The following is a 21,512-nucleotide window of genomic DNA, read 5'->3' as shown; positions in this document are numbered from 1 at the left end:
TGTTCAATCATGCCCGTAGATCGCTTCGGCCGGGTGGTACCGCAGGTCCTATGCCTCAGCGGTCCTGGTGGGCCTGGAGCGCTTGCACCGAGGATCGGCTCCATGACAGAGATGAGGACGGTGGCGTTGGTCACCGGAGCGAACAAGGGGCTGGGTCAGGAGACCGTCCGCCAGTTGGCCGGCCGGGGATGGCAGGTCTTCCTGGCGGCGCGGGACCGGGAACGCGGTCTCCGGGCCGCGGGCACGCTGGCGGGTGAAGGGCTCGATGTGGAGTTCGTCGAACTCGACGTAACCTCGGACGAGTCCGTGTCGGCGGCCGTGAAGGCCGTCGCCGAGCGCGTGGACCGCCTGGACGTGCTGGTCAACAACGCCGGAGTCGGCGGCCCGTTGCTGGATCCGGCCGACATGGCCGCCGACGCGCTACGAGCGCTGTACGAGGTGAACGTCTTCGGCCAGGTCCGGGTCACCCACGCTTTCCTGCCGATGCTCCGCGGTTCGCAGCAGCCCCGGATCGTCATGGTGTCCAGCGCTCTCGCCTCGCTGACGCGCGCCGGCGACCCCGCCCGCCCCGAGCACGGCTTCCTGAGCCTGGACTATGCCTCCTCGAAGGCGGCGCTGAACATGGTCGTCTCCCAGTACGCCCGGGCGCTGCCCGGCTTCAAGGTCAACGCCGCGGATCCGGGCAACCCCGCCACCGACATGAACCACCACACTGGCATCCACACCGTCGTGGAAGGGGCCACCGCGATCATCCGGTTGGCTACCTTGGACCCCGGCGGGCCGACGGGAGGCTTCTTCGGCAACGACGGCCCCGTCCCCTGGTAGGAGTGAAGATGACCAAGATACTGACGATCGGGCTGCACCCGAGCACGATCGACTACACCGCGCACCCCGGCCTCGACGAGGCGACACTGACCGCACGGATCGAGCAGGGCGACGCGGCCCTGCGGGCGGCGGGCCTTGACGCGGTGCCGTGCCTGGTCGGCACCGACCCGGACGAGGCGGAGAAGACCGTCCGCGAACGGCTGGGGGAGGGGCCCTTCGGCGTGGTCATGATCGGAGGCGGTGTCCGCATGATCCCTGAGCACACCCTCCTGTTCGAACGGCTGATCAACGTTCTGGCGGTGGCGGCTCCCGGCATTCGGTTCAGCTTCAACACGTCACCGGAAACGACGATCGACGCCATTCGTCGCTGGGTCTAACCCGTGGGGATGAAGAACTCGAAACACTTCCGGTGCAGAGCCCTTCGCCGGATGCGGGGGCCGAGCGGGCAGAGCGGCCGGTCCGAACCCCTGGGATCTCTCGTCCAGCCGACCGCTGTGACCGGCGGCCCTCTCGCACCTGACCCCCGCCCCCAATAGGGAAGATGTTCCCGATAACCGCAGCCACGTTGCTGGCCTGACACCCCGAGCTCGTGGCGAGCAGGGGGACTACAGCAACGCCGCCGTCCCGGACGCCATCTACCTCGGCTGCGGTCAAGGCCCTCATCCTGCGTATGGCTGCGGAGAATCCCCGGGGAGTTCACCGTCGTGACCACGGTGACACCCGCCGCGGCCATGGGATCGCCCCCTTCTACGGTGAGGAACGGACGCCAGAGCAGTGCGGCCCCGGCGCCCGTTCATCACACGGCCGTCGCCAGGACGCGGCAAACTGTCTCTTCCCCCACCCGGCGCCCAAGTCCGAGCAGTTCGCTGGGATGCGCCGATGTCCCACCGTGGGTTCTCCCAGGCCAGCCGGAGCATTTGTTCGCGGATCTCCGCCGAGACCGGCCGTTGCTCGCATCGGCGGGGCAGGCCCACGTGTTGTGTGATGCCGTGAACAGAACTGGCCAGCCGAACATCCCCCCATCAGTAGACACAGGAGACGAACAGCATGAAAGCCGGGCCAAGAACACCAGGTCAAACCCTTTGTACGAGGTTCGGCACCGGACGGGCCTCGTACTCGGCGGAGCAGCGCACCAGCTCTCCTGCCCCGGCCGGCCGGCAACCATCCCCCATCGTGGGCGACTACCTCATAGACCCCGGCAGATCCACGATCCGGTTCAGGACCCGCGCCCTGTTCGGGCTGCTTCCGGTGCGCGGGACGTTCATGATCGGAAGGGGGACGATCAGCGTCCGGGACCCGCTGGAGGAATCGTCCGTCGTGGTGGAGATCCCCACGGACACCTTCACCAGCGGGCTGCGGATGCGCGACCGGCACGTGCGTGCGGCCGACTTCCTCGACGTGCACTCCCACCCGACGATGTCCTTTCGAGGGGGGCCGCCCGATCAAGGGCAAGCACCGACGGCGTTGCACGGGCACCTGACCGTGCGGGAGGTCGGTCGGCCACTCAGTCTGACCCTCCTCTCCGTGACAAGCACCGATACCCTCCTTACCGCCGACGCCACGGCCAGGATCGACCGCTACGCCTTCGGTTTGACGAAAGGTCGCGGCATGGCCGCCAGGCATCTCAGGATCGCCATCCAGATCGTCGCCACCCGCGACACCTGATGTCCCACACCCTGCAGCCGGAGACCGTCACGATGGCCGGCCTCGGCGGTGGCGGTGCGATAGCCGGGATTTCCCCATGATGGTGGGAAGTTGGACATGATGGCGGGATGAGTTCGCGTCCAGTCGAGGTGTCCGCACGCGAGGCCGAAGTGCTGGCGCTGCTCGGTCTGTGGCGGTCGAACGCCCAGATCGCCACCCGGCTCCACATCACGGTGCGCACCGTCGAAGGACACGTGTCGTCGCTGCTGCGCAAGTACGGTGTCGCGGATCGCAGAGCACTCGCCGACCTCGCCCAGACGATCAGCGACGAGGTGCCACTTCCCCTGGGCCGGCTCGCCGGTCTGCCACAGGCGCACACCTCGTTCGTCGGACGCGCCGAGGAACGCGATGCCGTCCTGGCCGCGTTGACGGACCACCCGCTGGTGACGCTGATCGGACCGGGAGGGGTAGGCAAGACCCGGCTGGTGACGGTGGCCGGTGAGGCGGCCGTCCCCGCGTTCGCGCTCGGCGGGACGTTCGTCGATCTGGCCCCGGTCGGGGCGGAGTTCGTCGTCCAGGCCGTGGCCGCCGCTCTGGGCGTGACCGAGAGGTCGCAGCAGCCGCTGGAGGACACCATCGCCGAACGGCTCGGCCGGGGCCGTTCGCTGTTGATCCTGGACAACTGCGAGCACCTCCTCGACGCGGTGGCCGGTTTCGTCGAGCGGATCCGGTCGGCGTGTCCCGACGTCACGATCCTGGCGACCAGCCGCGAACGGCTGGGCCTGCCCGGTGAGCGGGTCGTCAATGTCGGGCCGCTCCCGCTGGCCTCGGACGCGGAGCGGCTCTTCGAGGACCGTGCCCTGGCCGCCGACCCCGGCTACGCGGCCGATCCGGCGGTCGTGGCGGACCTCTGTGCCCGGCTGGACGGCCTGCCGCTGGCGATCGAACTCGCCGCCGCCCGCAGCGCCTCACTCGGTGCGACCGGATTGCTCACCGCGCTGGGCGACTACCTGCGCCTGCTGGCGGGCGGCCGCGGGCCGGCCGTCCGGCATCGTTCGCTGCGCGCCGTGATCGGCTGGAGCCACGACCTGCTGGACGAGGAGGAACGGATCCTGTTCCGGCGGCTGGCGGCCTTCACCGGGTCCTTCGACCTCGCGGCCGTGACGGCTGTCTGCGGGACCACACCGGCCGTGAGCGCCGACGTCCTCGGCCGGCTCGTGGACAAGAGCCTGGTGATTCATCAGCGAAGTCCGGCGAGCCGGTGGCGGCTGCTGGCGACCATCCGCGCCTGCGCCGCCGAACAGCTCGATGTCAGCGGCGAACGGCCCGAGACCCTGCGCCGCCACCTGGACTGGGCGGCGACCACGGCGGCGGCGCTGGAAGGCCGGCTTGCCGGCCGGTGGCGCGATGACTACGACGCCGTAGCGGCGGAACTGCAAACGGCACTGGTCGCCGCGCCGCCCGGACCCGACCCCGCGTCGTACCAGCTGGCGTGCTCGCTCGGCCGCCTCGCCTACGCGCGCCGGTTCCTGATGGAGTCCCTGGGCCACTACAGGCTGGCCGCGGAGCACGCTCCCACCCTGTCCGACGCGGCCCGTGCCCGGCTCAGCGCGGCCGATTGCGCGCAGGTCGTGCACGACACCGGTCAGGCGTTCGAGCTACGGCTCGCCGCGGCCGCCGACGCGCGCGCCGCCGGGGACGGTGACGCTCAGGCGGTCGCCCTGGCGCGGGCCGTCGAACTGGCCGGCCGGTTCCCTGCCACATTCCGCACCGAGATCCCCGGCGAGCGGCTGGACCACCTGCTCGACGAGGCAGCCGCCGCGGGCGACCCGGCCGATCCGGTCATCGCGGCCCGCCTGGCCTGCGCGGCGGCGTGGACCGCCGGCAGCGGGAAGCTCGCCCCCGACCCGGAGCTGGGAGAGCGGGCCGTGCAAGCGGCGCAGGCCACCGCCGACCCGGTACTGATCAGCGGAGCCCTCGACGCCGTGCGGACCGCGGCTGCCACGTCCGGACGGCTGCGGGACGCGCACCGGTTCAGCCTTGAACGGCTCGCCCTCCTGCCCTCCATGGACCCGGACGACCCCTACTCGGCACCCGAGATCGAGGACACCTACGGTGGCGCGTGCGCCGACGCGGTCGCCGCCGGAGCCCTGCCGGAGGCCATGTCCACCGCGCGCCTGCTGCTCGCCGACGACCTGCTCGGCGACCACCCCTACCTGTCGGCCAGCAAGGTGATCCCGGCACTCGTGCTCACGGGAGAGTTCGACGAGGCCCTGCGGTACGCCGCCACGATGTGGGACAGCTGGCAGCGGGCCGGGTGTCCGCCGGCGTTCTGGATGTCGGCGGCGGTGCATTTCACCGCGCTAGCGTACGGGCTGCTCGGCGACCGCGAGCGGTTCACGACGTGGCGAGCGCGCGTCGGCGCGGTCTCCGGCATCCCGAACCCCTACAACCCCCAGCTCGCCCCGCTCGTCGCCTTCGTGGACGCCAGGATCGCCGTCCACACCGGCGACCTCACCGATGCGCCGACCCGGCTGGAACGCGCGTTCCAGCACGTCAGCGGCGGACGCTACGAACCGTACGCCCATGCCGCCGCTGTCGAGCTCGCCGTGATGAGCGGACTGCCCGAAGCCGAGGAGCGGCTCAGCGCGCTGAAGGCCGACGCCGGGGAGAACGAATGGGTCGCCGCCTGCCTGGCACGCATCCAGGGGCGCCTGCACGGTGACCGCGTAGCCCTGGAAGCCGCCATCGAAGGCTGGGGACAGCTGGGCGCCCGCTTCGAACGCGCCTGTACGCTGCTCCTGCATCCGGCGAGACGGCTCGAAGGACAGGCCGAACTCGCCGCCCTGGGGGCTGAGCCGGACATCGCCGTCCACTAGGAACACCCGGCGCGTTCGCCCAGCGGCGTATCCGGCCGGGGCCGCCTGCTCCACCGGCAAGCCGGTCGGCCGGTCCGAGGCCTGAGTTAGTCGATCTTGGTTAGGGTGTAGGTCATCATCGGCGCCCACTGGTCATCGCCGATCGGTACGGCGGAGTCGACCGTGATGGTGCCGTCGGGGTTGAGGGTACGCACGATGCGAGCCGGCCCGGTCACCGTGAAGGCGTCCTGCTCGAAACCGCCGTGGTACTTGCTCCCCGCGTCGTCGTACGGGCCGAGACTGTTGAAGAAGTGGGTGCGATAGCGGCCCGTGGCGGGGTCGTAGTCGAAGAACTCGTAGCCGACGTCGGCCACCTCGGTCCCGGCGACCTCGAAGGTGCTCGTCCAGCGGTGGATCAGGAAGAAGCCGCCCTCCATCCACTCGAAGGCCTCCTCGCCGGCGATCTCGGTGGCCGGGCCCATCGGCCCCGCCACCGTTGCCCCGAGGGACTTCCAGCTGCCGACCAGGAAGTCCAGCCGCTTGAGGGCGGGATCGGGGGTCGGCATCTCGAACTCGGTGTTCTCCGACATGGTTTCCTTCTTTCGTCCGTTTGTTTCCGACTGCCCTTAGTTTGTGCCGAGACGTGGTGTTCAGGCATCCGTGGCGATCACCTGTTCACCACGTGCCGACCACGTGGCCGGTAGTGGCGCGTTTATCGGGCTCGTGCGGGGCTCACATCCGGGCTCGCAGCACGTCGAACTCGCAGCCTGGCAAGGACGGGTCGAAGCCGTTCTCGATCAGCCAGCGGATCGCCAGCAGGCTTCGCAACGACCACCATGCACGGATCACGTCGAGGTCGACGTGGGTGCCGTAGCCGGCGACGACGTCGCCAAGGTGCTCCTCGTGTCCGAGCGTCAAGATGGCGAGGTCGTACAGGGCATCGCCCTGGGCCGCCTCGGACCAGTCGATCACGCCGGTGATCTCGTCACCGTCGACGAACACGTGGCTGACCTGTAGGTCGCCGTGCATGAACACCGGTGTCCATGGCCGGAGCGCAGCCTCGGCAACCCGGCGGTTCCGCGTGACCAGGTCGGCGGAAAGGACGCCGTTCGTGACGAGCCACGCGCATTCGCCGTCGAGGCGCGATGCGATCTGGTCGAGGCTCCGGCCGGGCCAGGGCGGCAGGGGCGCGTCGTGCAGCAGCCGTGCGGCTGCACCCGCCGCGGCCCACGCCGCCGACGACGCGGTCGACGGCTCACCGAGGCGGCCGAGTGCCGTGCCGGGCAGGGCGGCGAGCGCGAGCACGGGCGGCTTGCGCCACAGCACCTCCGGAGTCGGGATCGGCACCATGGCCATCGCCTCGACCTCGACATCGGTGCGCGTCTGATCGACGTCGACCTTCAGGAACACATCACCGACGCGCAGGGTCGCTCGCTCGCCATGGGCGACGACGACCTCAATCTCCTCCATGCCGGCCATTATCGGGAGATGATCAACGATGTCACAACGGGTTTGTCGCGTGCCACTGCCCGGCTGACCAGGCCCCCTGGTCGGCGACCTCGTGCACGACTCACGTACGCGCCAGGCCGCGCCCGAACGGCGCCTGACGCGCCGAGAGCTCAGCGGGCGGACGTACCGGTACCGTCATCACGGCGGCCAAGGGGCGCCAGGGCGAACAGCCCGAACCTCCAGCGGGCGGTGCGGCGAGCCCGCGCGCCGTCTGAACGGCTACCTCGACCTGCCCCCCGCCCCCACCCATCAGTTTCCCGGCCTCCGCTGAGTCTCCCGAGGCTCCCACCCGAGCCAGGCGTCACGCCATGCCGGCGGGAAAAGCACGCGCGACTCCAGGTCCAGCCCCGCGTACGCGCAGTTCGTCCGGATGAGTCACCGATGCGGTTGGCGCGGTGAGCGGGTCAGCCGAGCTTGAGCAGTAGTTCGGTGAGCTCGATCGGCACGGTGATCATGCAGTCGTGGCCGGTCGCCCATTCCCGCACCTGTGCTGGGATACCGTGGGGCTGTATCGCAAGCGTGTCTGATCGGTAGCTGAAAGAAAGGGCTGGCCTGAATCGGCAGCGGAGGGGTGCCATGAGCGCCCAGTGCGTCAGTCCGCACCGCGCCGCATGCTGCGGACCGACGCGCCGGCCGCCTCGCCGCTCCATGCGCCGGGCCGTGCTTCACCCGTCGATGCCGCCCGCAGCGCGAGCGTTCTGGTCCTCGATGAGGATCGCCGCCGCCAACTGGATCTGCACGAGCCGCAACGCGCTCACTGCAAGCGAAAGGGCGCCACCGCCCCATCGCCTGGTGGCGGATCAGGGTGATGGCGCGGCGCTGCCGAGGAGCAGGACGGCGCGGGGAGGACCTCCTCCCCGCATGGAATCTCAGAAGTGCCCTGCCCAGCCCGACCCGCGGGACTGGGCGTCCCCGAACTGGTTGTCGCCCCTGCCGTTCCAGATGTAGAGGGTGCCGTCGCGGGTGGCCGCGAGATCGGCGCGGCCGTTGTGGTTGATGTCGCCGGGGGACATCAACGTGCTCGCGTACGGTTCCCAGCCCGGCCCGACGTCCTGGCCGGCGGTGAAGTTGTTGGCACCCTTGCCGTTCCAGATGACGAGGGTGTGGTCGGTCTTCCTGATCGCCGCCAGGTCGCCGATGCCGTCGCCGTTGAAATCACCCCCGATCGGCCGGGTGTAGGCGTCCCAGCCCGGCCCGATGTCCTGGGCGGCTCCGAACTGGTTGTCGCCCTTGCCGTTCCAGACGTACAACGTGCCGTTGTGCGTGGCTCCGATGTCGTCGTTGCCGTCCTGGTTGATGTCGCCGAGCGAGGTCAGGGTCGCCTCGTACGGTTCCCAGCCGGGCCCGAGTCGCTGGGCCGTGGTGAAGTTGTTGGCGCCCCTGCCGTTCCAGATATGGAGGGTGTGGTCGTCCTTCTTCGTGGCGGCCAGATCGGTGAGGCCGTCGCGGTTGAAGTCACCTGCGATCGGTCGGCTGTAGGCGCCCCAGCCGGGCCCGATCGGCACGGCAGTGGCGAATTTGTTGGCGCCAGTGCCGTTCCAGATGGTCAACGTCCCGGTGGCGGCCGAGAAGAGGTCGCCGGCCCCGTCGCCGTTGAAGTCCGTGTTCGCGCCGGTCATCACCGCGTAGTGCGAGCGGAGTTCGGCCGCCGTGAGTGCGCGGTTGTAGATGGCGAACTTTCCGATCGCCCCCTTGAAATACGACCTCAAGTCCCGGGTGCCCACCCGGACAGGGGCCGAGCCGGGCTTGGGCTTGACGATGACCTCGTCGGGCTGACCCGGGCGGAAGGTCAGGTCGCTGGCGCTGGCCGACACGCCGTTCTTGTAGATGCGCACCCTCCCGTAGGTGCCCTCGGAGGTGTCGAAGGTGATCGCGACATGCATCCACTGGTTTACCGTCAGCGGGTGCTGGAAGGCGGCGCCGGCCCCGAAGCCGCCGTCGAGGTTCCAGGCGTAACCGGAGATGCGGTTGGGGCGGTCGGGGTGGGACTTGTTGTACATGCGGCCAGCCCACTCCCGGTCGCCGTCGGCGCCGGACTTCGTGCCCTTGCCCATCCAGTAGACGTAGCCGTCCTGCTCGTCGTCGGCGAACTCCAGCGTGTGCGGCCTGATCCATGCCTCCACGGTGAACTTCCCGGTGGTGGAGATGTGGAAGGCGTTGGCGTTGGGGACCTCGAAATAGCCCGAGGAGCCGTTGAAGACGGCGGCGCCGTCCCTGTTAGGGAGTTGCACCGAGCTGGTGACGCCCCGGAAGGTGCCCTTGTGGCCATTGCCGGTGCGGTCGGTCTCCGTGCCGGACGACGGGTGGGACAGCCGCCAGTAGGCGGCCGGTTCGTGCGAGAGGACCAGCTGATCGTAGGGACTCAGCCCGCTCTGCTGGGCCGCGGCAGATCCCGGGACGGCGACGGTCGCCGATATCGCTATCATGGCGGCGCACGCGCCGATTCTTGTCCATGTCACGAACGAGCACGGTAGAGGTCGGCGGTATGTCGACGGTATGTCGCCGTTGACTGGGTGATTCGCACGTGCCCCATAGATCGGTTGCGTCCACGGACGCGGGGTACGAGTTTCGCCAGGTCCCAAGGCGTGGCGTCGTGAACTCACCCGGCGTCGCAGGAGCCCAGCACAGCGGACCTGAACCAGCCCTGCGGTGCTTGCTTGAGTCGTGTGCCGCGAGGAGTGGCCCGCACGGTTCTGAGGAGGCCTCGGTGCAGCAATGCACCGGGGCTACCCGGCGAGTGGGGAGCCGTTGGACGCGCCCGCCATGTCGTGCGAGACCGAGCCCTAGCCCGGGGTTGAGCTCCAGCTCAGCGCGGGCCTCGGCCGCGAGCCGCTCACCGATCGTGCGCCAGCGCTGGTGTACTCCGGTTTGGGCAAATGTGCCCTCGGCCACGTCAGGCAGCAACCCCGTCTCGACCTCGATGAGATGCCGCTCCAGCAACCGCGCCTTACGCAGCGCTCCCTCCGGCGCCGTGTCCAACAGCCCGAACGGCGGCAGCCCGGTCCCACCGGGCTCGGAGTCCAGCAGCTCAAAGCTCTCGGAGGCCATCAGATAGGAGAGCAACACCAGCGAGGCGATCCCCAGCTCGTCGACCGGCCCGCGACACCAACGTCCGATCGGACAGCGGCCGCGACAGACCAGCGCTGGGATCGTCACGCCGATGAGATCTCGCTGCACAGCGATGAGGCTTGTGGGCCGGCCGAACTGGCCCGGCACGTTCGCACAGGCGTACACGCCGTCTGACACGCGGATGAGTGAGCTTCATGCAGCCCAGGTGACCTTGCCGTCGGCGTTCAGCGTCACCAGGCGGCCCGTCTCGGTGAAGCTGGCCGCGACGACGTCCTCGCGCCGCTCGCGGACCTCCCCCTTGACGTCGAGCAATTCCAGCTCACCATCGTGGACCAGGCCGACCGCCGTACCGGACGGATCGGCGATCACACCGGCTCGAGCGGCGACATCGCGCGACCACGTCTGCCGCCCGCTCGGGTCGATGCCGCGAACCTCGGTGTGATGGGTTCCGCGCTGGTCGACGTAGCGGGACACCACCGCGCCCCCTCGCGTACCGGCAACGCATTCCCCGGGCTGGTCGAGATTGACCTGAAGGGGAACGACGGTCCCGTCCTTGAGTATCCCTCCGCGCTCGCCGGTCAGGACCGCCCAGTCTCCGCCGACGCAGCCACCCCAGAACCCCCCAGCGGGCACGCGCTCCCCTGTGGCCCGCCATCCGTGAGCGTCGCGCTGGAAGCGCAGGATCTCACCGCCGGGCAGCGTGGGGTCGGCGTAGAGCAGCAGAGCCGTCGTCCGGTCGGGGCTCTCCCGCCAGAGGACGTTCTCCACGCCGGCGACCTGATGGCTCTCCTTCTTGCCGTCCGAACGCTGGATCTGGAGCGTGCCTCCCTCGGCGACGACCGTGTCCGCATCGCCCCGCCGGCTCAGCACCTTCCGGGTAGCGGTGGAGAAGGCCGCTTCAGGGCACCGGGCCGCGCAGACGGCAGCCTGCTTGTCCGTCCACACGTGCCGCCCGTCCGAGGCGTACCCGAGGTGCGATTCGGTCTGCGGGTCGTACACGATCGCCCCCGTCGAGGAGGCGGCGACGAAGACCGGCGGAATTTCCTGCTCACCGCCGGTGGAACACGACGTGACCGCCACCAGCGCCAGCAGGGACGCGACAAGTGCGCGGTGGTTCATCGGCCGCTAGATCCGCTTGGTCTGGAAGCTGCACGTGGGGTCGAGGCCCGGAAGGTCCCAGCGCACCCAGAATTTCACGTAGACCTTGTCCTTCGCCGGGCCGATGATGTGGACGGTCTTGCTCTTCGTGCCCACCTTGGCGCTGTCGGTGCCCCAACCGCCGTGCCACTTGTCGACCGCGTTGTTCTTGTCCGAATAGACATCGATGGCCACGTCGGTCTTCGATCCAGCGCGACCGCCAATCGTGTACGTGAACTTGGTGAAGACGTCACCCCCTGCGCTGTTGTAGTAGTAGCGCGCCGAGCCGCTGAAGCCCTTGGGGTCCGACGAGCAACTGCCGCTGAGAGTCTTGTCAGCCGAGGCAGAGGCGGAAGCGCCGCCGGCGCCGACGATCGACAACGTCAGTCCCGCGGTCCCGACGATCGCCGCATGCCGAAGTATGGTGCTCAGTCGCATGATGCCCTTTCCGTTACCTTGACTTGCATCCGTCAAAGGATCGTAGGGAGCGGTGGTATGTCGGTGGTATGTCGGCGCTATGCCCGGCCGTAGATGATCATGTCTGTACGGATTTCAGGAATGCCCCAACCGTTCATCGCCTCCCGGGCGTCTTGTCTATATGAGGCCTTGCCTGGAAGTCGCGGGCGTGCCGCACGTGCGGGGTTCGGGCGAGTACTGCGACTGCGACGGGCGCTCCCTGTGACCCGGGATCACGTACATGAAGGCGCTTGCCGGTTCAGGGCGGATTCGGGCTTGACTCGAAGCCGAGGCACCCCGGCCAGAACTCGCCGCCACCAGAAGTAGCGAACAAGCTGTCCGGGGCTGCCTGGGAGGCGGGCTTCCCGTGCCGCTGCGCCGCCGATCATCAGACCCATGGGGTGGCGACCGAGTTCGCCAGCGGTACCCGCACTCGGGTGGCGGGCGTGCGTCTCACGACGTCGAGGAGCGTGGTGGCTCGCCGGCCGGCGCGCTGGTACTCGGCCATTACCTTGGCACGGCTCCAGTCCCGCCGTCGGTCGACGGGGTCCTCGTTCACCCGTTCGAGGCTTGCGGCGAAGATCGTGCGCAGCCCGGCGGGTGTAAAGAAGCTCCGCGCCGTCGCACCGATGTGGGCGACGACGTCGGCGATGCGCCATCCAGCCGCGGCGCTGGGCGCGGTCCATTCGTCGTCGGTGAGGCTACTGGTGAAGTTCGGCATTTCGGCGCGTTCGGCGCGGAGGACGGCGGCCATGTTCGGCAGGTCCGCCGCGGGCAGGCGATCGGTCATGTCATCTTCTCTGGTGGTGAGGCCGGGCGGCGGATCGCCTGCACCGCTGCGTCGTAGAGGTCGAACAGGTCGACCTGTCCGCCCAGGCGCACCCACTCCTCGTTCGCTGCCTGCAGGCACGTGATCGCCGCGGCCGCGATCGCGCGCGCCTGCAGGTTGCGGTGGTCGGAGTCGGGCAGTCGCGGCTCGATCAGTGGTGCGAACAGGTCTTGCCAGCGGGCCTGCTTCTCGGCGTGCCCGGCGCGCAGGGACTCGTTGCCGAACAAGAGCGTGATCATTTCGAGCCGGCGCTCAGGCGTGGTGTCGATGTCCTCGAGCACCTGGAACGCCGCGCGCAGTGACGTCCAGGCGTCCTCCTCGACCGGGCGCTCGGCGAGCCGCGCGGCGATCGCTTCACCCTGCTCGGACAGGCCGCTGAGCGCGAGGTCTTCCTTGTTGCGGAAGTAGTTGAACAGGGTCCGCCGAGAGACACCCGCCGCGGCGGCGACCTCCTCCAGCGTCGTGTTGTCGTACCCCTTGGCGGCGAACAGTTCGATAGCGGTCCGAGCCAGCAGCGAGCGGACCACCGAGCGGGTCTGTTCCCGAAGGGGTGTCGGTTTCTGAGCCATGCACCGATGGTACGGAGGATCACTCTATGTAGCAACTTGCACTGCGTGCATATCCGTGCGTAGAGTGAATGCCATGAGCAAAGTCGACTACCGCCGCCAGACCGTCATCGTCACCGGAGCGAGCTCCGGGCTCGGCGCGGAATTCGCGCGCCAGCTGGCCCGTCGCGGCGCGGATCTCGTACTCGTCGCCCGCCGGGCGGACCGGCTCAAGGACCTGGCCGACGAACTCACCCGCGCCCACGGCGTCACGGTGACCGTCGTCGCCCGCGACCTCGGCCTGCCCGACGCCGGTCGCACGCTGCGCGCCGAACTCGAGTCCCGCGGCATCTACGCGACAGGACTGGTCAACAACGCGGGCTTCGGCACCCACGACGCGTTCACGGACGAGGATCCAGACCGCGTGCAAAGCATGATCGCGCTGAACGTCAGCGCGCTGGTCGACCTCAGCCGCGCCTACATCGGCGCGCTGGCCTCCGCCGACACCGGCGTCCTGATCAACGTCGCGAGTCTGCTGGGCTTCCAGCCGACCCCGTACCTGAGTGTCTACGGCGCCACCAAGGCGTTCGTCCTCAGCTTCACCGAGGCGCTGTGGGAGGAGAACCACGACACCGGCCTACGCGTTCTCGCCGTGTGCCCCGGCGCCACGCGAACCGAGTTCTACGACGTCGCCGGCAGCCAGTCGGCCGACTACGGCACGAAGCGAGCCACCCCCGAGCACGTCGTCAGGACGGCCCTCGACACGCTCGACCGCCGCTCCGCGCCCCCGTCGGTGATCACCAACGGGCGCCCGCTCGCCCTCGCCAGCAAGATCCTGCCGCGCCGCCTGATCGTCCGGTTCATGGGCCGGATGGCCCGCCGCTAACCGGAGGCGGCCCAGGCCATCTCTTCCGACGACGGCGTAAAGAACACCTGCAGCACCCGTGCCGATGCCAGCCGCTTGAACTCCGGATAGGCAGTCCGCTCGATCCAGTCATTCCAGGGCCGTCCCTCGCCTCGATCCCGGGCGTCCAGACGCCGAAAACCGTAGCGGTGATCAACCCTGCCGAACCGCCGTGTTCATCAAGCCGCAACCAAACCCAAGCGGTAGGTCACATCGCCTGACAAACAACCCCTCTGAGCAGCACCTCAACACCTCACTGTCCCTTTCTCTCGTACTTGGTCTGCCCCCGTATGGACACCCGCCTTGCCCGACCTGGCCGACGACGGCCACGCCGACTTGGTGGGAGAGCTGACTTCTGTCATGCGGGACCTGTGACACAGTGCACTGACCTCCGCCGAGCGGAAGGCTCATGCTGAGCGCCATGACCATTCGTCGATTCGGCACGCTCGCCTCGCGGCTGGGAGCCGCGACCCTGGCCGCCGCGCTGCTCGCAGCGGCATCCGCGGCCGCCGCTGAGGACGGCGGCCTCGACCGGCAGCGGCTGCGCCAGACGCTGGACGCCGTGCACGAGGCCGGCATGTACGGCACCTATTCGAACGTCGTGGACGGCCGGCGGAGCTGGAAGGGCGCCGCGGGCGTCGCCGACGTCGAGACCCACCGCCCGATGCGGCCCGAGATGGTGCACCGGGCCGGGAGCATCACCAAGTCGTTCGTCGCCGTGGGCGTATTACAGCAGGTCGGCAAGGGGACGATCGAGCTCGACGCCCCCATCGGCCGCTACCTGCCGGATCTGATCCCGGGTGAGCGCGGGCAGCAGATCACCGTACGCATGCTGCTCAACCACACCAGCCACATCGCCAACCACACCGAGGTGATCTTCCCGACGATCGAGAGCCTGGACGCCAACCGCTTCCGCGCCTTCCCGCCGGAGGAGCTGGCGCGGGCGGGGCTCGGCGCCCCAGCGACCGGGCAGCCGGGGGTGACACCCGGGTCGTACTCGAACACGAACTTCGTCATCGCCGGCCTGCTGCTGGAGAAGGTGACGGGCACGAGTGCCGAGCGGTACCTCACCGACCATGTCTTCCGGAAGGCCGGGCTGCGGCACACGTCGTTCCCGCGCACGCCGTACCTGCCTGGGCCGAGCTCCAAGGCGTACGAGGCGCTGTTCGGCTACTTCGACCCGCCCAAGGACTACAGCGTCTACAACATGTCCTGGGCCTGGACGTCGGGTGCGGTCGCCTCGACGATGGAGGACCTCAACCGCTTCTTCCGGCTGCTGCTGCGCGGCGAGCTGCTCGACGCGACTCTGCTCGCCGAGATGCAGAAGACCGTGCCCATCCGGTCCTTCTCGGGCGCCGTGATCGACTACGGTCTCGGGATCTTCCCCCTTGACCTGCCGTGCGGCAGATTCTGGGGGCACGACGGGAGCATCCCCGGCATGCAGACCTTCGCGTTCTCCAACACCGGCGGCGGCCGCCAGTTCGCCTTCGGCACCAACCTGAGGAACTACCAGCAGCTCGACGAGGACGGTAGTCCTGTCACGCACGCCATCGACTTCGCGCTCGGGAACCACTTGCTGGAGGCGGCGTGCGGGCCTGACGAGGGCGCGGCGACCAGGGCGGCGCGGCCGCTCCCGGCGATCGGCGTGGACGGGGGCACGGCCACACCGTGACCGGCGGCGCGGCGCGGGCGGGTCACCGATCGGCGGCCCGCCACAGCGCCGCCGCCCTACCCCGGACGTTGAGCAGTCTGGCGGTGAACCGAGTGTCGGTTCCGGGTGGAGTGTGGTCGGCCAGACTGTCGGCGCTCGATTGTCTCGGGAGGATGCTGCGATCGCTCGACGTGGGTGGCTCGGCCGTACCGAGTGATGTGGACGAGGCCGCGGCCCGCTTCCGCTCCCTCACCGCGACGCGGGAGCTGCTGCTCATCCTGGACAACGCGCTGGATGCCCGCCAGGTGCGCCCGCTCATCCCGGCCGGGCCGGGGTGCTCGGGCGTGGTCACCAGCAGGCAGGTCCTCACTCAGCTCGACGGGGTCCACCACCTGGGCCTGACCGGGCTCGACGCGACCGAGTCCACTTCGCTCCTGGCCCGGATCGTGGGCCCTGAGCGGGTTCACGGCGAAGCCGAGGCGGCGGAGCGGATCGTGGCGCTCTGCGGGGGGCTCCTCGACCTGCCCACCCACACCGTGGCCGCCACCGCCGCGCTGACCGACTGGCATGAGCATCGCGTGGAAGAGGCGCTCGACAGCCTGCAGAACGTCCGCCTGCTCGAACCGGCGGGGCCGGCCCGCTACCGGATGCACGACCTGGTCCGCATCCACGCCCGCGAGCAGGCCGGGGACCTCTCCGGACCCGAACGCCACGCCGCCGCCGTACGCCGCGTGCTGCACCACTACCTGGCCACCGCCAAGACCGCCAGCCTGCTGCTCGATCCCGCGGCCGCCCTGGCACTGTCCGGCTACGAGGCCGACCGCCCAGGGATCGCGCTCGGCACCGCCGAGGAGGCCAGCGACTGGACGGAGCAGGAGCGCGACAATCTCGTGGCCGCCTGCCAGCAGGCCATGGCCGTCCAGGACGACCGCCAGACCGCGTTCGGTCTGGCCGCCACCGTCTACTGGCCCTTGGCCAGCAAGGGCCTCAACCACGAGGTGATCGAGCTTCAGACGCGCGCCCTCGAGATTGCCGTCGCGTGCGGTGACCACGCCGCCGAGGCGATGGGGAACCACCTCCTCGGGTGGAGGTACCAGGCGCTGGGACGGTTGCCGGATGCGACGCGGCACCTGGAGCAGGCGCTCATCTGCTGGGAACGCGCAAACCGGCCAGAACGGATGATGTCTACCTACAACGGCCTCGGCATCGCCTACGCCCAGATGGGGCGCTTCGACGACGCGCTCGACGCCATGGAGAAGGGCCGCACCCTGGCCGTAGCCAGTGGGAGACGGGAATTCCAGGCCGCCTTCCTGGGCAACACGGCCATGATCTATGTGAAGCTGGGCCGGCTCACCGAGGCCATCTCGACGGCGCAGGCAGGCGTGGCCCTGCGGGCCGGGCTCGGGCACCCGTTTCGCGAGGGAACCGCCGCGCAGACACGCATGACCGTCCGCTGGCTCGGGACGTTCCTCGGTCCCTGGGATCCGTCAACCCGCTGCGGGTGCCGCCGTGGGCGCACCTGGCGGGGCTTGGTCGAGCGCGTGACGGCGGACGCCGCGGATGAGCAGGTAGCCGACCATCCAGAGCTCCCCTACGGTCGCGGGGACGGTGAGAGCGTCTGCGATGCCCTGTGCGTCGGGGGCGAGGTATCCGATGAACGCGCTGAGCAGGTAGCCGATGCCGCCGCCGATGAGAATCCAGCCGAGCGGGCGGGGCATCCAGCCCGAGCGGAGCACGCACGAGCCCATGGGGATGAGCCACAGGCCGAAGAACACTGCTCCCACGCCCCACAGGTTGCCGCTGACCAGGTACAGGACCTGGACGACGGCCGCCGCGTCGCCGATCGGGGCGAGCGCGACCTGGAGCGCTGTGGCGAGCAGCGCCGCGCTGGAGAGAATCGCGACCGCGTTGACGAGGCCGAAGGCGGCGATACCGCCGGCGGCAAGCGGGTGTGCGGTGCGGAACAGGCGGTAGAACCATGCCGCTGTGAGGGCTTTGGTGACGACGATGAGCAGTTCCAAGGCGACCCCGGCGCGGGCGAGCGATTCGTGGTCGACCAGGTGGGCGAGCGTCGCGCCGGGGTCGTCGGCCGTGAAGAGCCGCGGCCGGATGAGCAGGAAGCCCAGTGCGCCGGTGACGGCGAGGCCGAGGTAGAGCAGCCCGGTCGTGCGGGCGGTGCGGATCAGCGCGTGCATGGTGGCTCTCCTTGAGGGCTGTGCCGGCGCGGCGGCCAGCGAGAGATCGACTGTGTACCTTACCTCGTAAGGTAACTTACGATGTAAGACGCCGACAAGGGGGTGGAAGACCGATGGCAGCGAAGGCATTCCGCGAGCCGCTCAGCCGCGAGCGCGTGCTGGCGGCGGCGGTCGTCCTGGCGGATGCGGAGGGGATCAAGGCGCTGACGATGCGCCGCCTCGCCGCCGACCTCGGCGTCGAGGCCATGTCGCTCTACTACCATCTGCCGGGCAAGGAGGCCCTGCTCGACGGCGTCGTCGAGACCGTGGTCGCTGAGATCCATGACGCGGTCGGCCGCCCCGACATGACCAAACCTGACGGAGACTGGCGTACGCGGCTGCGGCAGCGGTTCCTCGCGGCGCGGGAAGTGATGCTGCGTCACCCGTGGGCGCCCGGGCTGCTGGGCTCGCGCCGGACCATCCCGGCCGGCGTTGTCGCGTACTACGACGGGATCGTGGGCACGCTGGTCGGTGCCGGGTTCTCGTACCACCTCGCGCACCGGGCGCTGCACGCGTTCGGCAGCCTGCCTCTCGGGTTCGTGCAGGAGATCTTCAGCCCGGCGTCGGCCGGGGGAGGCATGGAGGTCGACGCCGCGGAAGCAGACCTGACCGCCATGGCCGAAGCCCTGCCGCACCTGACAGCGATGGTGGCGACCGAGATCCACGACGTCACCGACCCCACGCTGGGTTGGTGCGACGGCCAGGTCGAGTTCGAGTTCACCCTCGATCTGCTCCTGGACGGGCTTGAACGCCTCCGCGGCTAGGTCGGCGAGCCACGCCAAGTCCGACACAGACCGATCCCATGGGCCGCCTTCGGTGTCGCTGCTGCCGTACGGCAGCTCCTGGAGGTACTGCTCGTCGCCGAGGCGTGGTCGGCGCCACCCGGCTATTTGCCCTGCCCACCGGATGCCGACCTCGAGGCCGCTGCCGCCAAACTCCCGAGCGACCGGTGAGCCGGTCGGCGTGGACCCGCAAGAGGACCCCGGGCTCTGTGCCGAGTGCGGCGTCCTTGTCCTCGATGCCCCGCGTGCCCTGCGTTACGAGCGTTGGAGAGCCCCATGACGCTGTATCTGAAGCTGCCGAAGGACACTTGCAAGCTGGAGCACCTCAGCGCTTTGCCGGGCAGTGTCGTCTTGCCCGGCCCGCCACACGGCCTTGACGACGTCCCCCACGAAAGGCGCTCATTTGCGTGCTGGGCATGGGGGCTTACGATGCGGCCGGCTACATCATCACCGCGACCGACTTCCCCAATTGGATCAGTTCCACTGGCCGGCGCACAGCAGCGGCTCCGCGGCCGCTTGGACGCGGTGAACTCCAACCGCGTCGAAGACGACTTCTCCGACTAGGCCTGTCGGTAAGGTCGGTCCTACCAGCCGCCATCTGTGATGTTTCGGCCGATAGGAAGTGATGATCAGGCGGTTCACGGCCCTCCCAGCCGCCAGCCGGGCTACTGCCGCTGCGTGACCCGTTCCGATCGGACCGGGCGATGAGCCGGTTACCGACAGCTTCTCCTTCGTGCACCCAGCCGCTGGTCGGAACGGCAGTTTCACCGCCTCTGTCTCCGCGCTCAAGAGTAGCATCCCTAAGGGCCCCAGGGCCTGCGACCCGGCACCGTGCCGAGATAGCGGTAGAGGCCCCGAGTGTCGCGGCCGGTCATGTCGGCCATGAGGTTGGTCGGCCCGGTGGTTGCCGCCACCACATCGCCTCGGGGTGCGCCGCCCTGCGCGGCGCCGAGGGCGGATGGGCGGCGGGAGGTCAGATGGCCTGGCTACTGTAGAGTCTGGCCACTTCGTGGAAGGCTGCTTTCGGCTCCCAGCGATACGATCCCGCCGCGTCGTCCTGGATGACTTTGACGATGCCGTAGCCCGCCATGTCGAGATCATGCCGGGGATCGGCGGAATGTGGGTGATGCGGCTCGATGAACTCGAACACGTACGCGCCCTGCACGTTCTCCTCCTCGTAGATCCCGATCAGTTCGGCGACATGCTCGGCCTGGACTTGCTCGTTCCTGACCCACGAGCCGTTGATGACCGGCGTTGGCCCGCCGCGATCGATGATCGCGTGGCTGGAGGGGCCTTTTTCTGCGGCGCCGTTGTAGCCGCCGCAGCCGAACTCGACGATGACCACAGGCTTGCTGTACCGGTGGAAGCTGCGCAGGTTCTTGACGTATCTGGAACGGTTGTACGGCATGCGGTAGTAGTCCAGGCCCACGACGTCGAACGGTGTCCAGTCCACCCTCTCCCACAATCCCGAGCCGTAGGTGATACGGCCGCCGAAAGCGGACTTGGCGACTGCGGCGGCCCGGCCCAGGAGACGGTTCAGCTTCCTGTTGAACTGTGGGAACAGCGGCCAGTACAGCGGGGAGGCCAGCTTGGCGCTTCGGTCCTCGTGGGAGGCGCCGGGAATGATGCCCGCGGAGAAGACGGTGAGCTCACAACCCACGTTGAGGTCGATCGTCCCATACTCCTTTCTGAGGAGTTCGGCGGCTTCGGCCGTTCGCGTCAAATGGTCCAGCGTCTCCTGCGGAGCGGCGTCGATCAGCCGGGGTTGCAGCCATACGTGCAGCCCGTGCTCCAGCGCGACTGTTGCGGTCTGAACGAGCCGCTCGAGGTCGGTGCCGTAGATGCCGACGGAATTGGCGTGCAGTTGGTCACGGATGGCCCGGATCTCCTGACGCATCAGATCGGGCCGCCACTCTCCCCGGGACAGGACGCCATCGGGAAGATAGTTCGTACCGACGTCGTAGTTGACGCCTTTGTGGGTCAGGCCCATGAGGAAGTCCCTACTTCCGGGTGGCGCGGTCGAAAAGGGTGGTCAGCTCGATGGCATAGGCGGTCAGATCGACGGTTGGGTCCACCGCCCATCGGCCTACCGCCCCGATGAGGGCTTGGCCGACGGTCACGGCGACCACCTGGGGATCGAAGTCCCGGAACTCGCCGTCATCCAGGCCCTGGCGCAGGATGGCGGCCAGCAGCGTGATGACCGATTCGTCGGTGGTCGTCGCGAAGCGCGGCGTGCCGTCGGCTGCGCGGTGGCTGCCGACGATGTCTCCCACCGCCAGCACCCGAGAGCGGTGCGCTCGCATGTAGTCGAGGTTGGCCTGGATGTAGGTTCGGAGCCTGCCAGCCGCGGACGTCTCGGTTTCGAGCCGTGCCTGGATGAACGCCCACGTGTCGTCGTAGATCTGGTTGACCACTTGCTCTAGCAGCTCATCCTTGCCGGCGAAGTGGTAGGAGATGACGCTCTTGCTGATCTGAGCGTGCTGCGCGATCCGCGACAGCGATGCTTGCGCGTAACCGACGCTCGCCACCGTCTGGATGGCGGCGTCGATGATCTGTTTCCGGCGGGCCTCTTCGATGATGGGATTTCGTTTCCGGCCGCTCGGCCTACTCACAGACTGCATGGACTGATACTAGGCCGATCGGCCTGATTTATCAAGCCGCGCGTGTGGGTGCCGAATACTGTGTCACCTCATGCGACCTGGGCGTACTCGTGTAGGAGGCCGCCGAGTCGGTCTCGTCGGGTGACCTTGATGTCGGCGTCGACGGGTTCGGGTAGCGCTCGGAGCGGCTGGCCTGGTTCAGGGCACGGTGCGGACGGTGCTCGTTGAAGTAGGTTTCATAGTCGGCGAGGACGGTCCGAAGGTGGCGTTCGTTCGTGATGAGGATCCGGTCGAGGAGTTCACGGCGTACGCTGCCCACCCACCGTTCCATGATCGCGTTCATCTGCGGAGCCTGCGGAGCAGTGAGCACCACCCGGATGCCTTCGGTCGTGAACACCTCATCGAACAATGCGGTGAACTTACGGTCGCGGTCCCTGATCAGAAAGTGGAAGTTGCCGATTCGATCGCC

General features: G+C 68.9%; 18 protein-coding genes and 1 pseudogene. 8 read left to right on the top strand and 11 right to left on the bottom strand.

Annotation, left to right across the window (positions count from 1 at the left end):
* The first annotated feature begins 102 nt into the window (after positions 1-102).
* The 4 genes from ETD86_RS02945 to ETD86_RS02930 all read left to right on the top strand — a co-directional run bounded on the left by ETD86_RS02945 (position 103) and on the right by ETD86_RS02930 (position 5,348).
* Entirely contained in the window at positions 103-825 is a 723-nt protein-coding gene (locus ETD86_RS02945; protein WP_138664512.1) for an SDR family NAD(P)-dependent oxidoreductase, read from the top strand.
* Positions 826-833: 8 nt separating this feature from the next.
* Entirely contained in the window at positions 834-1,202 is a 369-nt protein-coding gene (locus tag ETD86_RS02940; RefSeq protein WP_138664511.1) for a hypothetical protein, read from the top strand.
* Between the two features lie 796 nt (positions 1,203-1,998).
* Positions 1,999-2,490 carry a YceI family protein gene (locus ETD86_RS02935; protein ID WP_211369790.1) on the top strand — a complete coding sequence of 164 codons (492 nt, stop codon included), beginning with the start codon at positions 1,999-2,001 and terminating at the stop codon, positions 2,488-2,490.
* Positions 2,491-2,597: 107 nt separating this feature from the next.
* Complete coding sequence (locus ETD86_RS02930) at positions 2,598-5,348, top strand: ATP-binding protein (protein ID WP_138664509.1); 2,751 nt, start codon at positions 2,598-2,600, stop codon at positions 5,346-5,348.
* Positions 5,349-5,434: 86 nt separating this feature from the next.
* Here the strand turns inward: ETD86_RS02930 and ETD86_RS02925 are convergent, their stop codons facing one another.
* The 7 genes from ETD86_RS02925 to ETD86_RS02890 form a co-directional block, all read right to left on the bottom strand.
* On the bottom strand, positions 5,435-5,917 hold the full coding sequence (locus ETD86_RS02925) for a DUF1579 family protein (protein ID WP_138664508.1): 483 nt from the start codon (positions 5,915-5,917) through the stop codon (positions 5,435-5,437).
* A gap of 142 nt (positions 5,918-6,059) precedes the next feature.
* Positions 6,060-6,797 (bottom strand): phosphotransferase family protein, encoded by a 738-nt coding sequence (locus ETD86_RS02920; protein ID WP_138664507.1) that lies wholly within the window; start codon positions 6,795-6,797, stop codon positions 6,060-6,062.
* Between the two features lie 908 nt (positions 6,798-7,705).
* On the bottom strand, positions 7,706-9,262 hold the full coding sequence (locus ETD86_RS02910; RefSeq protein WP_138664506.1) for an FG-GAP-like repeat-containing protein: 1,557 nt from the start codon (positions 9,260-9,262) through the stop codon (positions 7,706-7,708).
* 835 nt (positions 9,263-10,097) lie between these two features.
* Positions 10,098-11,024 carry a hypothetical protein gene (locus ETD86_RS02905; protein WP_138664505.1) on the bottom strand — a complete coding sequence of 309 codons (927 nt, stop codon included), beginning with the start codon at positions 11,022-11,024 and terminating at the stop codon, positions 10,098-10,100.
* Between the two features lie 6 nt (positions 11,025-11,030).
* A complete protein-coding gene (locus ETD86_RS02900; RefSeq protein ID WP_138664504.1) occupies positions 11,031-11,480 on the bottom strand; it encodes a hypothetical protein in 450 nt (149 codons plus the stop codon).
* A 406-nt stretch (positions 11,481-11,886) separates the two neighbouring features.
* Positions 11,887-12,288 carry a maleylpyruvate isomerase N-terminal domain-containing protein gene (locus ETD86_RS02895; protein WP_138664503.1) on the bottom strand — a complete coding sequence of 134 codons (402 nt, stop codon included), beginning with the start codon at positions 12,286-12,288 and terminating at the stop codon, positions 11,887-11,889.
* Entirely contained in the window at positions 12,285-12,896 is a 612-nt protein-coding gene (locus ETD86_RS02890) for a TetR/AcrR family transcriptional regulator (RefSeq protein WP_138664502.1), read from the bottom strand. The genes ETD86_RS02895 and ETD86_RS02890 overlap by 4 nt, the downstream gene beginning before the upstream one ends.
* Before the next feature lie 73 nt (positions 12,897-12,969).
* Here ETD86_RS02890 and ETD86_RS02885 point away from each other — a divergent pair, with 73 nt between their 5' ends.
* From ETD86_RS02885 to ETD86_RS59895, 3 genes and pseudogenes are all read left to right on the top strand, one after another.
* A complete protein-coding gene (locus ETD86_RS02885; RefSeq protein WP_138664501.1) occupies positions 12,970-13,758 on the top strand; it encodes an SDR family NAD(P)-dependent oxidoreductase in 789 nt (262 codons plus the stop codon).
* Between the two features lie 439 nt (positions 13,759-14,197).
* Complete coding sequence (locus ETD86_RS02880; RefSeq protein ID WP_211369789.1) at positions 14,198-15,448, top strand: serine hydrolase domain-containing protein; 1,251 nt, start codon at positions 14,198-14,200, stop codon at positions 15,446-15,448.
* Between the two features lie 152 nt (positions 15,449-15,600).
* Positions 15,601-16,806: pseudogene (locus tag ETD86_RS59895) on the top strand (tetratricopeptide repeat protein); the annotation flags it as partial.
* A 108-nt stretch (positions 16,807-16,914) separates the two neighbouring features.
* Here the strand turns inward: ETD86_RS59895 and ETD86_RS59890 are convergent.
* Entirely contained in the window at positions 16,915-17,622 is a 708-nt protein-coding gene (locus ETD86_RS59890; protein WP_425465610.1) for a DUF4386 domain-containing protein, read from the bottom strand.
* A 113-nt stretch (positions 17,623-17,735) separates the two neighbouring features.
* On the opposite strand from ETD86_RS59890, the gene ETD86_RS02870 reads away from it, so the two are divergent.
* Positions 17,736-18,425: a TetR/AcrR family transcriptional regulator C-terminal domain-containing protein gene (locus ETD86_RS02870; RefSeq protein WP_138664498.1), complete on the top strand. Its 690-nt coding sequence runs from the start codon at positions 17,736-17,738 to the stop codon at positions 18,423-18,425.
* A 991-nt stretch (positions 18,426-19,416) separates the two neighbouring features.
* On the opposite strand, the gene ETD86_RS02865 is transcribed toward ETD86_RS02870, so the two are convergent.
* Genes ETD86_RS02865 through ETD86_RS56645 form a run of 3 tightly spaced genes read right to left on the bottom strand, consistent with a single transcriptional unit; the run spans position 19,417 to position 21,452 of the window.
* Complete coding sequence (locus tag ETD86_RS02865) at positions 19,417-20,433, bottom strand: glycoside hydrolase family 113 protein (RefSeq protein WP_138664497.1); 1,017 nt, start codon at positions 20,431-20,433, stop codon at positions 19,417-19,419.
* A gap of 10 nt (positions 20,434-20,443) precedes the next feature.
* Positions 20,444-21,064: a TetR/AcrR family transcriptional regulator gene (locus ETD86_RS02860; protein ID WP_138664496.1), complete on the bottom strand. Its 621-nt coding sequence runs from the start codon at positions 21,062-21,064 to the stop codon at positions 20,444-20,446.
* Between the two features lie 31 nt (positions 21,065-21,095).
* A complete protein-coding gene (locus ETD86_RS56645; RefSeq protein ID WP_211369788.1) occupies positions 21,096-21,452 on the bottom strand; it encodes an integrase core domain-containing protein in 357 nt (118 codons plus the stop codon).
* Positions 21,453-21,512 lie beyond the last annotated feature (60 nt).

Origin of the sequence: Nonomuraea turkmeniaca (genome assembly GCF_005889735.1) — a bacterium.
In the GTDB taxonomy this organism is placed as follows: domain Bacteria; phylum Actinomycetota; class Actinomycetes; order Streptosporangiales; family Streptosporangiaceae; genus Nonomuraea; species Nonomuraea turkmeniaca.
Note: the sequence above shows the minus strand (reverse complement) of the source record. Positions and strands in the feature narration are given on the sequence as shown.

What these genes read in the sequence shown, in the direction of transcription:
- ETD86_RS02900 (WP_138664504.1), bottom strand. Translation starts at nt 11,480, where the DNA reads ATGCGACTGAGCACCATACTTCGGCATGCGGCGATCGTCGGGACCGCG.
- ETD86_RS02925 (WP_138664508.1), bottom strand. Translation starts at nt 5,917, where the DNA reads ATGTCGGAGAACACCGAGTTCGAGATGCCGACCCCCGATCCCGCCCTC.
- ETD86_RS02880 (WP_211369789.1), top strand. Translation starts at nt 14,198, where the DNA reads ATGACCATTCGTCGATTCGGCACGCTCGCCTCGCGGCTGGGAGCCGCG.
- ETD86_RS02905 (WP_138664505.1), bottom strand. Translation starts at nt 11,024, where the DNA reads ATGAACCACCGCGCACTTGTCGCGTCCCTGCTGGCGCTGGTGGCGGTC.
- ETD86_RS02945 (WP_138664512.1), top strand. Translation starts at nt 103, where the DNA reads ATGACAGAGATGAGGACGGTGGCGTTGGTCACCGGAGCGAACAAGGGG.
- ETD86_RS02870 (WP_138664498.1), top strand. Translation starts at nt 17,736, where the DNA reads ATGGCAGCGAAGGCATTCCGCGAGCCGCTCAGCCGCGAGCGCGTGCTG.
- ETD86_RS02885 (WP_138664501.1), top strand. Translation starts at nt 12,970, where the DNA reads ATGAGCAAAGTCGACTACCGCCGCCAGACCGTCATCGTCACCGGAGCG.
- ETD86_RS02920 (WP_138664507.1), bottom strand. Translation starts at nt 6,797, where the DNA reads ATGGAGGAGATTGAGGTCGTCGTCGCCCATGGCGAGCGAGCGACCCTG.
- ETD86_RS02890 (WP_138664502.1), bottom strand. Translation starts at nt 12,896, where the DNA reads ATGGCTCAGAAACCGACACCCCTTCGGGAACAGACCCGCTCGGTGGTC.
- ETD86_RS02860 (WP_138664496.1), bottom strand. Translation starts at nt 21,064, where the DNA reads ATGCAGTCTGTGAGTAGGCCGAGCGGCCGGAAACGAAATCCCATCATC.
- ETD86_RS02865 (WP_138664497.1), bottom strand. Translation starts at nt 20,433, where the DNA reads ATGGGCCTGACCCACAAAGGCGTCAACTACGACGTCGGTACGAACTAT.
- ETD86_RS59890 (WP_425465610.1), bottom strand. Translation starts at nt 17,622, where the DNA reads ATGCACGCGCTGATCCGCACCGCCCGCACGACCGGGCTGCTCTACCTC.
- ETD86_RS02940 (WP_138664511.1), top strand. Translation starts at nt 834, where the DNA reads ATGACCAAGATACTGACGATCGGGCTGCACCCGAGCACGATCGACTAC.
- ETD86_RS02910 (WP_138664506.1), bottom strand. Translation starts at nt 9,262, where the DNA reads ATGATAGCGATATCGGCGACCGTCGCCGTCCCGGGATCTGCCGCGGCC.
- ETD86_RS02895 (WP_138664503.1), bottom strand. Translation starts at nt 12,288, where the DNA reads ATGACCGATCGCCTGCCCGCGGCGGACCTGCCGAACATGGCCGCCGTC.
- ETD86_RS02930 (WP_138664509.1), top strand. Translation starts at nt 2,598, where the DNA reads ATGAGTTCGCGTCCAGTCGAGGTGTCCGCACGCGAGGCCGAAGTGCTG.